We start from the raw sequence: 13965 nt of genomic DNA, 5'->3' as shown, positions 1-13965 counted from the left end.
CCAAAAACCACCCGGTGTGTAGTTTTTGCTGCGCTCCGTGACGCACGCCGCTGCATGAACGACACCTGTCGATGTATGCTCAGCCAGTCAAAACCGTGTGCAAGACGGTTTTGGACGGCGAAGCATCGACTCAAGGAGGCGTCATGAGCACACCCGAACCCGGCAGCCCGGCACTGCTGAACCCCGATGAGGGCATCACGCAACCGGTCAGCACGATGCGGGTGGGCATCGGCTACCAGATCGCGCTGTTCCTCGGACAGTTCGGCCTCTTCGTCGCGCTCATGGCACCGGTCTACGTGAGCATGCAGCTCAAGGCGCAGGCCCTGGTCGGGGACGACGCCGCGAACGTCATCGGCTCCGTCCTGCCGATCGGTGCGTTCGGCGCGCTCATCATGAACCCCCTGGCCGGCGCGCTGTCCGACCGCACCCGCACCCGCTGGGGCCGGCGTCGTCCGTGGCTCATGAGCGGTGTCGTCGTCTTCGCGGTCGCACTCGCCTGGATCGCCTACGCACCTGACGTGCTCAACCTGACGCTCGCGTGGCTGCTCGCCCAGCTCGCCGCCAACGCGACCCTCGCCACCCTGCTGGCGAGCTTCGCCGACAACGTCCCGCAGCTCCAGCGCGGCCGGTCGTCGAGCATCATCGCGCTCGCGCAGAACCTCGCCGTGCTCGCCGGCACCTACCTGTCGGTGTTCTTCGTCGCGAACCTGCCCGTGCTGTTCATCGCGCCCGGCATCCTGGCGATCATCCTGGTCGCCGTCTACGCGGTCGTCGCCCGGGACGAGCTGCCGACGTACACGCTCAAGAAGTTCACGTTCCTCAACCTCATCTCGTCGTTCTGGACGAACCCGATCAAGAACCCGGACTTCGCGTTCGCGTGGTGGTCGCGCTTCCTGATCATCCTCGCGACGTTCATGTTCACGACGTACCGGCTGCTCTACATGCAGGAGCACATCGGCATCGAGGACGCGAAGCAGGCCACCGAGGCCGTCGCGTTCGGCGTGCTGCTCTACACGATCGCGCTCCTGGTCAGCGCGGCGCTCTCGGGGTGGGCGTCCGACAAGCTGGGTCGCCGCAAGGTGTTCGTCGGCGGCTCGACGGCCCTCTTCGCGGTGGGCCTCGTCGTCCTCGCGCACGCCGAGACCGTGAACGGCTTCTACGTCGCCGAGGTCGTCATGGGCTTCGCGTACGGGATCTACTCCGCGATCGACACCGCACTCGTCGTCGACGTGCTCCCGAACGCCGACCGTCCCGGCAAGGACCTCGGCGTCATCAACATCGCGAACGCGCTGCCCCAGTCACTCGCGCCGGCGATCTCGCTCTTCTTCCTGTCCATCGGCAGCTCGCACGCCGACAACTACGTCCTCATGTGCTGGGCCGCGGGTGTCGTCGCACTCCTCGGCGCCCTTGTGGTGATCCCCATCAAGCGGGTTCGATAGCCGGATGCACCAGCTCGGGGTCGATGAGGACCGCAGACAGCTCGCCGGGTGGCGGAACGCCATCGTCATCGCCTTCGCGATCGGTGGGGTGAGCCTCGCTGCGTGGGGTCCGCGGCTGCCCGAGCTCCGGCTCGAGCTCGGTGTGGACGTCGGGACCATCGGGCTCATGCTCGGCGGGGTCACGATCGGGTCCATCGGCGGCCTGCTCAGCGCGGCCCCGCTGCTGCGCCGAGTCGGCGGGCGCCGGGCGCTCACCGCGGTGGTCGTGCTGGTCCCGGTCGCGATCGCCGTCATCGGGACGGCAGCCGCGCTCCACTCCGTCCCGCTGGCAGCGGTCGGGTTCGTGGTCGCCGGCGCGGGCATCGGCTCGCTGGACGTGATGGCGAACGTCGAGGGCACGGCGATCGAGGCGCTCGCCGGTCGCACGCTGCTGCCGCTGATGCACGCGGCCTGGTCCGGAGGCGCGGCCCTCGGCGCCGGGATCGCCGCCCTCTGTGCGTGGCTCGGCATCACCCCGTCGGCGCAGCTCCTCGGTGAGGCCGTCGTCATCCTCGTGGTCGGTGTGCTCGCGATGCGGTGCATCCCGGACGGCACCCGTGCCGAGGAACACGACACGACGCTCACACCCCGGCAGCGACTCCGGCAGTGGGCACGAGGGTGGGCGGACGTCCGACTGCTCCTCATCGGGGTGGTCATGCTCGGCGTCGAACTCGGTGAGGGCTCGGCGAACAACTGGCTCGCCCTCGCCACCACCGACGGGCACGGGCAGACCGCGGCGGTCGGTGCGCTGTTCTTCACGGTGTTCGCCGTCTCCGAGGCGGCCACCCGTGTCTTCGCCGGACCCGTCGTGGACCGGCTCGGTCGAGTGCGGACCGTGCGGTGGACGACCGCGCTCGGCATCGTCGGCGCCGTGCTCTTCATCGTCGGCGGGAGCTGGTGGCTCACCCTCGTGGGCGTCGTGCTCTGGGCGGTCGGTGTCTCGATGGGCTTCCCGCTCGGGATGTCGGCGGCGGCGCAGAGCGGCCCGAACCCGGCGGCCCGTGTCAGCGTCGTCGCCTCGATCGGGTACTTCGCGAACTTCGCGGGGCCGCCCGTCATCGGTGCGATCGCGGAGCACGTCGGCGCATTGAGCGCGCTCTGGCTGGTGGCGGTGCTGTTCGTCGCGGCGTTCGCCGCGTCCGGCTCGTTGCGGCCCGTCGTGCGCCGCGACTGACGGAGGGACTGCGGGACGGGAGGCGCGGTGCGGGCCCGCACCGTCCCTCCAGGCCGTCCACTGGTCACGCTGGCTAGCGTGGACGGATGCTCGACGCCGCCTCGCTGACCTGGGACCCACCTGCCGGACGCATCACCGGCGTCGCGGACGGGCGTGTCGTCCGAGCACTCGGCATCCCCTACGCCCGCGCCGAGCGCTTCGCCGTCCCCGAGCCGGTCCCCGCGTTCGCCGAGCCGTTCCCGGCGACCACACCGTCGCCCGTGGCGCCGCAGCCGCAGGCGACCTTCGTCGACCAGCTGCTCCACCCGGTGGAGGGCCTCGTCGTCGACGAGCACTGCCAGCGGCTGTCGATCACGGTGCCCGCCGACGCCCGGCCGGACGAGCGGCTGCCCGTCATCGTCTGGATCCACGGCGGCTCCTACGTCATCGGCGGCGGTGACCTGCCGATCTACGACGCGCGCGACCTCGTCACGGAGCAGCGGGTCGTGTTCGTCTCGGTGACGTTCCGGCTCGGTGTGCTCGGGTTCCTCGGCGACGGGGAGACCGTCCCGGCGAACCTCGGGCTGCTCGACCTCGTCGAGGCGCTGCGGTGGGTGCAGGCGAACATCGCGGCCTTCGGTGGCGACCCGGACCTCGTCACCGTGGCGGGCCAGTCCGCCGGGGGCGACGCCGCGGCCCACCTCATGATCAGCGACGGAGCAGCCGGCCTCTTCCGGCGGGTGATCGTCCAGAGTGCACCGCTCGGGCTGTCGCGGGGTCGAGCGCGGATGAACCGGGCGATGGTCCGGGCCGTCGGGGCCGTGCTCCCGGACACCCCGCTCGACGAGGTGCTCGATCGCCAGGCCCTCGGCAGCCGCGCCGCAGCGCCCTTCGGGTTGCCCGGAGGCATGCCCTACGGCACCCAGTACGGGTTCGCGCCGCTCCCCGCCGAGCGTGACACCGGGCAGGCCTGGCGCGACGCGGCGCCGGACGTCGACGTCCTGATCGGCTCCGGTGCGGACGAGACCGCGATGTACGTGCCGCTGATCCCCGGGCTGCGATCACTCGCCCGGGTGCGAGCCGTGCGACCGCTGCTGCGCTGGCTGCTCGTGCGCCCGCTGTCCGAGGTCATCTACGGGCGGGACGTTCGTCGGTTCGCCGCACGGCACCGGGCCGCCGGTGGTCGGGCGACCTCGTACCGGCTGCACCGCGGCGTGACCGTGCAGCCGACCGGGGCCGTGCACATGAGCGACCTGCCGCTGCTGCTCGGCGGTCGCGAGGCCTGGGCCGGCTCGCGCTTCGTGCCGCAGCGGGACTGGCCCGAGGTCGAGCGGCGCGGGCGGGCCTTCCGGGCGATCTGGGCGGAGTTCGCGCGGACCGGCCGGGTCACCGCGGCGGACGACGAGACGCTGACGTTCGACCGGGGCTGACGGGGCGCCGGGTACCTGCCCCTCCGGCGGGGCTGGCGCGGTACGCCTGGTACCACCCCTGAACTGGCGACTCGCGGGGCCGCCGGGTCCCCCGGAGAATCGACGGCATGCCCGAGTCCGACGCCGACCTGCGCGCCCGCATCGTCACGGGCGCCATCGAGGCGTACCGCGCGTCGGACTTCCACACCGTCGGTCCCGCCGAGGTCGCCGCCCACGCCGAGGTCCCCGAAGCCGAGGTCCGACGGGTCTACCCGCTGTGGGAGCTCCTCGTCGTCGCCGTCGTGGACCGGTGGAACAACGGCAGCCGTCGTGCGCTGTGGGTCGTCGCCGAGCGCTCGGGCGCGGTCGCGTACCTCCGCGCGCGACTCGAGGTCGGCCGGGACGACCCCGCACTGGTCCGGCTCCGGGTCGCGTTGCTCAGTGCCGCCTCGAGCCCCGACCACCCCGCGGCCGGCTGGTTCCGCGGGCAGTACACCCGTTCGTTCGAGGACGTCACGCTCGCCCTCGTGCGGGACGTCGTCGCCGGACGGGAGCCGCGCGGGACCTCGCCCCGGCACGCCGCCGAGCAGCTCGTCGCCCTCTACGAAGGGCTGCAGCTGCAGTCGCTCCTGCGTGACGACGCCGATCCCCTCGCCGGGTTCGACCGCGCGGTCGCACGGATGCGCGTCGGCTGGGCGTCTGCCGCCGCGACCGTCTGAGCGGTCACGAGCCTGGTCGTCAGCAGTCCTTCCGGTAGACCCAGCGACGCGGCGTCGGATGCGACACCTCGGTGAAGCCCGCCGCCTCGAACACCGACCGCGGCCCGACGAACATCGCGCCGCCGCCGTCCGTCGCACCCGGAGCCGGTTCCGTCGGGTACCCCTCGACCACCGTCGCACCCGATCGACGCGCGTGGTCCACCGCCCCGCCGAGCAGCGCACGGCTGACGCCCTGCCGACGGAAGCCCCGCCGGACGACGAAGCACGAGACCACCCAGACCGCCGGGTCGTCGGGGTCCTCGTCACGCCCGCTCCACGGCACCTTCGCGCCGCGCAGTCGCACGAGACCGGGCCTGGGCTCGACCGCGACCCACCCGACCGGCTCGCCGTCACGGTAGGCCACCACACCGGTCGTCGTGCGCGCCGCGGGGTCGTCACAGCCGGTCTCCCGGTGGAAGCGCTCGCGGCGTTCGTCGTTCGGCATCGCCCGGAACTCCGCCGCCGAGGCCTTGAACCACCGACACCAGCAGTGCGCGGGATCGCCGCGCTCGCCGAAGACCAGTTCGAGGTCCGTCCACGCCGCCTCGTTCGCGGGCAGGCAGGTGATCGCGCCGAGGGGCGTCGGGGTCGAGGTCGTCATCGTCACCGTCCGGGAGAGCGTCCGTACGGGGCACGGTAGCCCGGTCCCGACGCGTCGGTCCTGGAGGCGCGGCGCGGCTCGCCGACGTCGACGCACGCACCTGGCATGGTCGGCTGATGGAGTACACGGACTACGACACGCGGCTCGCCGCCTACGGCGTGATCACCGACGGTGACCGGGTGCTCCTCGCCAAGCTCCGGATCCCCGAGGCGGGGACGTGGACGCTCCCGGGCGGCGGGGTCGAGTTCGACGAGAGCGTCGAGCAGGCCGTCGTCCGCGAGATCCGAGAGGAGACCGGGTACGAGGCGTCCGTCGGGGAACTGCTCGGCGTGCGGCACCACATCGTGTCGGCCGAGCGCCGCATCCACGCGAACGGCCGGGCGATGAAGGCCGTGCAGGTGGTCTTCCGGGCGTCGATCACCGGCGGAGCGCTGCGTTCCGAGGAGGACGGGTCGACCGACGAGGCCGCGTGGATCCCGATCGCGGACCTGCCGCTCCGTCGGCACGGGCTCGTCGTGCCGATCGCCCTCGGCTGGGCCGGCGTCCTGCCCCGCTGACCGCCCGTTCGTCAGCTCGCGAGCAGACTCACGAACGGTGCCGGCACGTGGTTCGGCACGGGTGGGCGCACCTGCCACCCGAGCGCCCGGAGGGCGGCTGCCGTCTCGGCCGAGAACTGCCGGGCGGTAGCGGCGGCTTCGTCTCGCCGCCAGTGCTTCCGGTACTCGTGCACGGCTCGCTCCCAGCCCGGACGAGCGTCGACGCCGCACTCCGTCACCACGAACTCGACGACGTCCGCGAGGCTCGGCCGGAAGTGGGGGTCGCCGAGCGGGAAGTGCAGCGACGAGAGCCGTGCGGGGTCGCGACGCCCGGCCCCGCGGTCGCCGGTGCGCGACAGGAGAGCGCTGAAGGCCCCGCGCTCGGCATGGAGGTGCCAGTGCGACGGGGGCGTGTTGGTCAGGGCGTCCTGGAACTCGAAGCGGACGAGCGGCTGCCGGTCGGTCGTGAGGAAGAGCGTGAACCGGCTCTCCTCCACTGCCAGCACGGCATGATGCGGGTGCCAGCGGTACCTGAAGAAGATCCGGAGCCGGGCGACGTGCTCGCCCCCCGCGTGGAGCATCGCGGCAGCACCGCGTTCATCGCCGGTTCCGAGCATGATCGAGTTGCTCGGTACTTCATGGATGACGCTCAGCTCGGCGCCGTGGTCCGGCAGGACCGCGTCGAGCAGTACCTGAGCACGATCGATCTGCAGCGTCGCAGCGTCGAGGAACTCGGCGATCATCGGTCGCCCAACACGAACGAGATGTCAGCGAGGGCCTCACGAGCGCAGTACTCGTCTTCGTCGAGGTCGCGCCACGCCTCGACGGGGGCGAACTCGCGTTCGTCCAGGTTCCACTTGCGGTACAACTCCGCGCGCTCAGCACGCAGTTCGTCGCGATTGACGATCCGGATCTCCACGGCTCTCTCCTTCGTCGGGAGAGCGAGCGTAGGACAGCCACGGACGAGCGCGCGAGCTTTCTGCATACAGAATTTCGCGCGACTCCCGCTACTGCTCCAGGACGCTCAGCACGTTGCCCGAGGGGTCGGTGAACCACGCGATGAGCGGGCCGCCCTTGCGGTTCACGCCCTTCTCGTCGGTCATCCCCTCGTAGTGCAGGAAGGCCACACCCTTCGCCGCGAGTTCGTCCACGGCGTCGTCGACCGACGGCACCGGGAAGTTCAGCACCGTGAAGGACGCCGGCTCGTGCGCGGGACCCTTGGGGTAGACGAGCACGCCGTGCCCGTCGCCGAGCTGCAGGAAGAGCATGCCGTGGTCCTCGGTGACCTCGACCCCCAGGACGTCCTCGTAGAACGCCTTCGCCTCGGGCACGTCACGCACCGAGAACCCGCTGAACGCCTTCGTCGCATCGACCATGCGGCAAGTGAACCACCCGGGACCGGTGTCGGCGCGCTCTGCCAGGATGAAGCCGTGCTCCCGCCCGAGATGTCCGTCGACGACGCGGTCGACCGCGCGATCCGGCTCGCCACGGACGGACAGCGCACCGTGCTCGGCATCGCCGGTGCTCCCGGTGCCGGCAAATCGACGCTGGCCCGCCGCGTCGTGGCCGGAGTGGACGCAGCGCTCGGTGCCAGCACCGCCGTGCAGGTCCCGATGGACGGGTTCCACCTGGCGAACACGGCGCTGGACGCCCTCGGCCGCCACGACCGCAAGGGCGCGATCGACACCTTCGACGGGGACGGCTACGTCGCGCTCGTCCGTCGGCTGGTCGCACGCGACGAGGCCGTGGTGTGGGCACCCGACTTCGACCGGCGCGTCGACGAACCCGTCGCGGGCAGCATCGCCGTCCCGCAGCGCACCCGGCTCGTGGTGTCCGAGGGGAACTACCTGCTCGACGACAGCGATCCCTGGGCAGCGCTCGCCGACCTCTTCACCGAGACGTGGTTCTGCGCCGTGGACGACACCGTGCGCGTCGATCGTCTGGTGGGTCGGCACATGCGGCACGGCCGCGACCACGAGGCGGCCCGCACCTGGGCGGTCGAGGTCGATGGCGTGAACGCGGTGCGGGTCGCACCCACGGTGATCCGCGCCTCCAGGACCGTGCGGACGTGACCACGAGACCCCAGCGACGACCACGACAGGAGCGACCATGACCATCGCACTCACCGGCGCGACCGGCAAGATCGGCGGCGCCGTGGCGCGCGCCCTGGCGGACGGCGGTGTGCCGTTCCGGATGATCGTGCGGGACGCCTCCCGGGCGCCGGATCTCCCCGGAGCCGAGGTCGCGGTCGCGTCGTTCGGCGATGCCGAGGCGAGTCGCGCGGCGCTCGAGGGCGTCGACCTGCTGCTCATGGTCTCCGGCGCCGAGGCGGTGGACCGTCTCGCCCAACACCGCTCGTTCGTCTCCGCTGCCGCGACGGCCGGCGTCCGGCACGTGGTCTACACGTCGTTCGTGGGCGCGGCGGCGGACGCGACCTTCACGCTCGGTCGTGACCACTGGGCGACGGAAGAGGCGATCCGGGCGACCTCGATGGCGCACACGTTCCTGCGGGACTCCTTCTACCTGGACTTCGTCGAGGACCTCGTCGGCGAGGACGGCGTGATCCGGGGGCCGGCGGGCGACGGGGCCATGGCAGCGGTCGCGCGAGCCGACGTCGCCCGGGTCGCGACCGAGGTCCTGCGGAACCCGGCGGCGCACCTCGATCGGACGTACGAGCTGACGGGGCCCGCGGCGATCACCCTGCACGAGGCGGCTGCCACGGTGTCCGAGGTGCGTGGGCGCGAGGTCACGTACCACCCGGAGACGCTCGAGGAGGCGTACGCCTCGCGCGCGCGGTGGAACCCGGAGCCGTGGCAGGCGGACGCGTGGGTGAGTACCTACACGGCGATCGCCGAGGGGGCGCTCGCGCGGGTGTCGGGCGACGTCGAGCGGGTCACGGGGCGCCGGCCGATGTCGTTGCGCGAGGTGCTGCTCGCCGGCTGACGCTGCCGGCGCCGGCGGCGGCGGGTCGGGTGTCGAACCACGAATCCGACACCGAACCACGTGATCGGCGCGGTTCGACGTCGGATTCGTGGTTCGACCCCGCCCGCGACTCCGCCGAGCGCGACGCCGCGTACCCCGCCCACGACCCCGACCGCGCCACCGCTGCCGACCGCGCCCCCGACCGCGGCCCCGCCGGCCCGCCCAGCCGGTCCACGGACGCGCCCGGCAGCCCGCACCGCCACACCGTCCACCCGATGCCCGTCACCGCCCACGGGTGCGCCGGCACCCGTGCCCCCGGGTCGACGTCGGCGACCGCCCGACATCCTCCCGCCAGCGCCGCCCGCAGCACCGGATCGGTCCGGGGCGCCCCGGCCTGCACCACCAGCACCCGGAGCCCGCCGGCGATCCGCTGCCGCACCTGCCGCGCCGTGAACACCGGCACCGTCCCCGAGAACCCGCCGTCGGTCAGCACCGGCAGCCCGGTCGCGTCGATCACGGGCGACGAGATGCGCCACGTGTCGGTCAGGAAGAGCGGCACGCTGGCGCGGTACCCGTCGAGGCGCCGCGCCGTCCGGACGAGGTGCCGGAACACCACCGGGTACGGCGTCGAGGACCCTCCCCACCAGTCCGGCCGGGAGACCCGGAAGGCCTCGGCCCGACCGTCCGGAACCCGCCAGCGCGGGACCCACGAGCCGACCGAGGCGTCGCTCCCGCTCCCGTCGCGTGCGGCGTCGAGCGCCTGCAGCGAGAAGGCCGCGGGGCCGGCGATGAGTGCGAGTCCGGCTGCGAGGGCGATCGCGGCCTGGGAGGCGCGGTGCCGGCCCGGCCCGCGCGTCCCCTCCCAGCGTGGTCGCCACAGGAACGCGACCACCGTCGCGAGCACGGCCGCGACCCCGACGACGAGGGCCGGCGTCGCGAGCACCGCCGGCATCGCGGCACCTCGGGCCAGGAACGCCCACCACGCGAGCTGCGCGGTCGCCAGGAGCACCGGCACCACCCGGAGCCACGCCGACTGCGCCCGGACCAGGCCGACGGCGCCGCGCCACCCCAGGGCCGCGAGGACGGCGAGCTGCACACCGACCGCGGCGACGTACGCGGTGTGCGGCACCTTCGCCACCGAGAGCACGACGGCCGCGGTCAGGAGCCAGACGGTGACCACGAGCAGCGTGGCCGAACCGGCACGGGTGTCGAACGCCCGACCGAAGACGCTGCCGACCCGCGTGCCGGACCGGCGGACGAGGAGCAGCACGACCGCGAGCACGACGGCGAACACGGCTGCGGGCAGGAGCCAGGCCAACTGTGAGGCCAGGTGCGGCTCGATGAGCTTCGTCACACCGCCCGGACCGCCGAGGCGTGCCGGCCGGGCGGCGGGGCCCTCGGTCGTGCTGACGGAGCCGGGCACCGCTCCCGGTAGGAACCGGTCGATACCGTTGTAGCCGAACACCATCGCGAACGGGCTGTCGTCGGTCGAGCCGTCGATCCACGGTCGGGCGCCCGCCGGGGTGAGGGCCAGCCCGACCACCCACGCGAGCGACGCCGCGACCGACACCGCACCGAGGACCACCGCGCGACCGATGCGGGCGCCGGTGCCGAGCCGGGTGCCGTCCCGGCCGGCCGTGGCGACGAGGGTCCCGAGCACCAGCGCGGGCAGCACGAACCACGACTGCAGCATCTTCGCCTGGAACCCGACGCCGACCGCGAGCCCGGCGGCGACGAGCGACCACCACCGGCCCGTGATCGCCGCCCGTTGCCAGCAGAGCAGGGCGACCGCCAGGGCCGCCGTGACCATGCCGTCCTCCATCGGGTGGGCGAACATCGACACGAAGATCGGCGTCGTCGCCGCTGCCGCCGCGGCGACGAGCCCCGTCCCGACCCCGGCCCACCGGAGTCCGACGAGCGAGCAGGCCCAGAGCGTGACCAGACCCTCGACGACCTGGGGGAGTGCGAGTGCGGCGGTGGAGTCACCGAACAGCCGGATGCTGAGCGCCTGGGGAACGGCGAACCCGCTGAGCTTGTCGAGGGTCACCGTCGCCGAGGGGTCGAACGCGCCGGAGAAGAGCGCCGGCCACGACTCGGACATCGACCGGGCGGACGCCTCGTAGAACCCGGAGTCACCGCCGCGGGCCAGGTTCCACCCGAGCAGCACGGTCATGCCCGCCGCGATCAGGAGCAGGGCGCAGCGTGCCGCGAGCGGCTGGTCCCGCCACCGTGCGGGTCGTCGAGTGTCCACCCTCCGGACCTTGGCCGCCCGGGATGACGGTGGGCCGGGACGGTGCCGCCAGCTCGCCCCGAAGTCACGCGCGGCGCTGAGACGACGTGCGGGTGCGACCGGGCCGCACCAGCGGATCCCCGGTCGAGCCGGAACCTTGTCTCAGGCCACCCGTCGGGCCGCGAACGTCCCCACGATCCCGAGGGTCAGCACGGCGACGAGCACGACGAGCAACGGTGCCGTCCAGTCTCCGGTGATCCCGTGCAACGAACCGGCGACGAGCGGCCCCGCGGAACCGAGCAGGTACCCGCCACCCTGCACGAACGCGGACATCCGCCGCGCGTCGGCGTCGCTCGACACGATCCGGACGATCACGATGAAGATCACCGTGATGCCGCCGCCCTGTGCCGCGCCGCCGAGGACGGACCAGAGCAGCCAGAGCTGCGGGGCGAACAGCAGCCCGAGCGGCATCGCGAGCCAGAGGAACGCGACGAGGGCGATGATCGCGCGAGGACGCCACTTCGCCGCGAGCACCGGGACACCGAGCGCCCCGACGACCGCGAGGATCTGGAACACCGACGAGCTCGCCCCGGAGGACGCCTTCGAGAAGCCGATCTCGTCGTGCAGCAGCGTCGGGATCCACGCCGTGAGGGCGTAGTACGAGAACGCCTGGCCGCCGAACGCGAGGGTCAGCCCCCAGGTGATGAGCCGACGAGCGGGGCGCACCTGCGCGGACCCCGCACCGCCGTCGACCGTCCGGATCGCACCCGTGCCGAGCACCTGGTCGATCGGCCCCGTCTCGACGACGGGCTCGGACGCCGTCGGGCGGCGCCACGCAGCCCGGGCACCGACCGCGTAGGTCCAGGCGAGACCGGCCACCACGGCGAACACCGCCCAGACCGCGATCGCGACCGGCCAGCCCCAGCTCGCGGCGATCGGCGCGGTGCCGAGCGAGGTGATCATCGACCCGACGTTGAGCGCGGACGTGTACACACCGGTGACCAGGCCGACCCGCTCGGGCGAGGTGTCCCGCCGGATCACGACGGGGATCACCACGTTGCCGATCGTGATGCCGATGCCGATCACGGCGGTGCCGACGAGCAGCGCCGCGGACGACGGCATCGAGCGGACGACGGTGCCGACGAGCACGATGACGAGGGAGAGCGACACCGCGCGCTCGGGGTCGGCCTTCGCGATCACCCAGCTGGCGAGCGGCGTCGCGAGCGCGAAGCAGAGGACCGGGATCGTCGTCAGCAGCCCGGCGACCGTCGCGGTCAGGCCGAGGTCCACACGGACGTCGCCGATGACCGGGGCCGTCGCGACGATCGGCCCGCGGAAGTTCAGCGCGATGAGGACGATGGCGGCCGGCAGCAGCCAGGCGGCACCGCGCAGTCCCGCCGCCGCCCGGCCGCCCGCCCCCGTCGTCACGAGGACGGCAGCAGGATCGGGAGCAGGTCGAGCGGGGTCGCGGCCTGCGCGATGGTGCCCTCGGCCTCGGCGGGGGAGCCGTAGCCCCACTCGGCGAAGATCGTCGGGACACCGTGCACGGCCGCCCCCTGGACGTCGTGCAGGCGGTCCCCGATCAGCACCGGGCGGCTCGTGTCGAACCCGCGGGCGTCGAGGCGGCGCAGGGCTTCCTCGACCACGTCGGCCTTCGACGAGCGGACCTCGTCGTCGCTGGCACCCGTGATGATGTCGATGTCGCCGGTGAGGCCGTAGTGCTCGAGGATGTACGTCGCCGGTGTCTCGGGCTTGCTCGTCGCGGTCGAGATCGGCAGCCCGGCGTCGTGCAGGGTGCGCAGGACGACGTCGATCCCGGGGAACATCGCCGAGTCGAGGGCACCGTGCGACAAGTAGTGCTCGCGGTACACGGACAGCGTGTGCTCGGCCTGTTCGGCGTCCATGCCCAACGCCGTCGTGAAGGTGTCCATGATCGGCGGGCCCACGAACGACAGCAGCGTCGCGTGGTCCGGCACGGGGACCCCGACCTTCCGGAACGTGTGGGTGAGGCTCTCGAGGATGCCCGGCGCGGAATCGCTGATGGTGCCGTCGAGGTCGAAGAGGATGGCGGAGAACGGGCTGGTCATGTCCCACTCAGCCTAGCCGGGGCCCTGGTAGCGACCGCCCGGCGGGCGCGACGGCACCGGCAGACGCGAGCCGCGCCTCCAGTCCGACCGCTCAGAAGAGGCGGGTGTGGCCGCCCTCGATGCCGCGCATCGCGTCGTAGTCGAGCACGAGGACGCGGATCCCGCGGTCCTCGGCGAGGGTGCGTGCCTGCGGCGCCACCGTCTGCGCGGCGAGCACACCCTGCACCGGACGGAGCAGCGGATCGCGGTTCATCAGCTCGAGGTATCGGGTGAGCTGCTCGACCGCGTCGATGTTGGCGTTCCGCTTCATCTCGACGGCGACGCTCGCCCCGGCCTCGTCGCGGGCGAGGATGTCCACCGGGCCGATCGCGGTCATGTACTCGCGGCGGACCAGCGTGTGGCCGTCGCCGAGGAGCTCGATCTCCTCCGCGAGGAGCTGCTGCAGGTGCGCCTCGACGCCGTCCTTCACGAGGCCCGGGTCGACGCCGAGGTCGTGGGACTCGTCGGAGACGACCTCGTACAGGGAGACGATGAGCTTGTCCTGCGTCTTCTTCTGCGTGACCGTCCACACCTGCGTGATGCCGGCGGTCGACTGCTCCTCGTCCGGCTCGGTGATCTCGATCGAGCACGGCGGGCTCATCCAGTTGAGCGGCTTGTAGCTGCCGCCGTCGGAGTGGACGAGCAGCGAACCGTCGGCCTTCAGCATGAGCAGACGGGTCGCGAGCGGCAGGTGGGCTGAGAGCCGGCCCGCGTAGTCGACGGAGCAGCGGGCGATGACGAGACGCACCCGG

15 protein-coding genes are annotated in these 13965 nt (G+C 72.6%); 7 read left to right on the top strand and 8 right to left on the bottom strand.

Annotated elements, in window-relative coordinates; genetic code table 11:
• Nucleotides 1-143 precede the first annotated feature (143 nt).
• The 4 genes from ACEN8D_RS11165 to ACEN8D_RS11150 all read left to right on the top strand — a co-directional run bounded on the left by ACEN8D_RS11165 (nt 144) and on the right by ACEN8D_RS11150 (nt 4759).
• Nucleotides 144-1439 (top strand): MFS transporter, encoded by a 1296-nt coding sequence (locus tag ACEN8D_RS11165; RefSeq protein WP_413398250.1) that lies wholly within the window; start codon nt 144-146, stop codon nt 1437-1439.
• Nucleotides 1440-1443: 4 nt separating this feature from the next.
• Nucleotides 1444-2652, top strand: a complete 1209-nt coding sequence (locus ACEN8D_RS11160) for an MFS transporter (RefSeq protein WP_413398251.1) — start codon at nt 1444-1446, stop codon at nt 2650-2652.
• 86 nt (nt 2653-2738) lie between these two features.
• On the top strand, nt 2739-4061 hold the full coding sequence (locus ACEN8D_RS11155; RefSeq protein ID WP_413461353.1) for a carboxylesterase family protein: 1323 nt from the start codon (nt 2739-2741) through the stop codon (nt 4059-4061).
• Nucleotides 4062-4168: 107 nt separating this feature from the next.
• Complete coding sequence (locus ACEN8D_RS11150; RefSeq protein WP_413461352.1) at nt 4169-4759, top strand: TetR/AcrR family transcriptional regulator; 591 nt, start codon at nt 4169-4171, stop codon at nt 4757-4759.
• Between the two features lie 19 nt (nt 4760-4778).
• Here ACEN8D_RS11150 and ACEN8D_RS11145 read toward each other — a convergent pair whose 3' ends face one another.
• Entirely contained in the window at nt 4779-5399 is a 621-nt protein-coding gene (locus ACEN8D_RS11145) for a GNAT family N-acetyltransferase (protein ID WP_413399603.1), read from the bottom strand.
• 116 nt (nt 5400-5515) lie between these two features.
• Between ACEN8D_RS11145 and ACEN8D_RS11140 the strand changes: the two genes are divergently transcribed.
• The gene (locus ACEN8D_RS11140) at nt 5516-5956 is read left to right on the top strand and encodes an NUDIX hydrolase (protein ID WP_413399602.1); all 441 of its coding nucleotides are present in this window, start codon (nt 5516-5518) and stop codon (nt 5954-5956) included.
• Nucleotides 5957-5967: 11 nt separating this feature from the next.
• On the opposite strand, the gene ACEN8D_RS11135 is transcribed toward ACEN8D_RS11140, so the two are convergent.
• From ACEN8D_RS11135 to ACEN8D_RS11125, 3 genes are all read right to left on the bottom strand, one after another.
• Complete coding sequence (locus ACEN8D_RS11135; RefSeq protein ID WP_413399601.1) at nt 5968-6678, bottom strand: hypothetical protein; 711 nt, start codon at nt 6676-6678, stop codon at nt 5968-5970.
• Nucleotides 6675-6854, bottom strand: a complete 180-nt coding sequence (locus ACEN8D_RS11130) for a hypothetical protein (RefSeq protein ID WP_070417386.1) — start codon at nt 6852-6854, stop codon at nt 6675-6677. Before ACEN8D_RS11130 ends, ACEN8D_RS11135 begins: the two co-directional genes overlap by 4 nt.
• An 88-nt stretch (nt 6855-6942) precedes the next feature.
• On the bottom strand, nt 6943-7311 hold the full coding sequence (locus tag ACEN8D_RS11125; RefSeq protein ID WP_309777772.1) for a VOC family protein: 369 nt from the start codon (nt 7309-7311) through the stop codon (nt 6943-6945).
• Nucleotides 7312-7365: 54 nt separating this feature from the next.
• Between ACEN8D_RS11125 and ACEN8D_RS11120 the strand changes: the two genes are divergently transcribed.
• Nucleotides 7366-8007 carry a nucleoside/nucleotide kinase family protein gene (locus tag ACEN8D_RS11120; RefSeq protein ID WP_413399600.1) on the top strand — a complete coding sequence of 214 codons (642 nt, stop codon included), beginning with the start codon at nt 7366-7368 and terminating at the stop codon, nt 8005-8007.
• 37 nt (nt 8008-8044) lie between these two features.
• The gene (locus tag ACEN8D_RS11115; protein ID WP_092385709.1) at nt 8045-8878 is read left to right on the top strand and encodes an SDR family oxidoreductase; all 834 of its coding nucleotides are present in this window, start codon (nt 8045-8047) and stop codon (nt 8876-8878) included.
• Here ACEN8D_RS11115 and ACEN8D_RS11110 read toward each other — a convergent pair.
• From ACEN8D_RS11110 to nucS, 4 genes are all read right to left on the bottom strand, one after another.
• Nucleotides 8829-11108: an ArnT family glycosyltransferase gene (locus ACEN8D_RS11110; RefSeq protein ID WP_495601012.1), complete on the bottom strand. Its 2280-nt coding sequence runs from the start codon at nt 11106-11108 to the stop codon at nt 8829-8831. The genes ACEN8D_RS11115 and ACEN8D_RS11110 overlap by 50 nt on opposite strands.
• Before the next feature lie 141 nt (nt 11109-11249).
• On the bottom strand, nt 11250-12515 hold the full coding sequence (locus tag ACEN8D_RS11105) for an MFS transporter (RefSeq protein WP_413399709.1): 1266 nt from the start codon (nt 12513-12515) through the stop codon (nt 11250-11252).
• Nucleotides 12512-13174 (bottom strand): HAD hydrolase-like protein, encoded by a 663-nt coding sequence (locus ACEN8D_RS11100; RefSeq protein WP_413399708.1) that lies wholly within the window; start codon nt 13172-13174, stop codon nt 12512-12514. Before ACEN8D_RS11100 ends, ACEN8D_RS11105 begins: the two co-directional genes overlap by 4 nt.
• 91 nt (nt 13175-13265) lie before the next feature.
• A complete protein-coding gene (nucS, locus tag ACEN8D_RS11095; RefSeq protein WP_413399707.1) occupies nt 13266-13961 on the bottom strand; it encodes an endonuclease NucS in 696 nt (231 codons plus the stop codon).
• Nucleotides 13962-13965 lie beyond the last annotated feature (4 nt).

Source organism: Curtobacterium sp. Curtsp22 (assembly GCF_059492135.1).
This window is presented reverse-complemented; position numbering and strand designations above follow the sequence as displayed.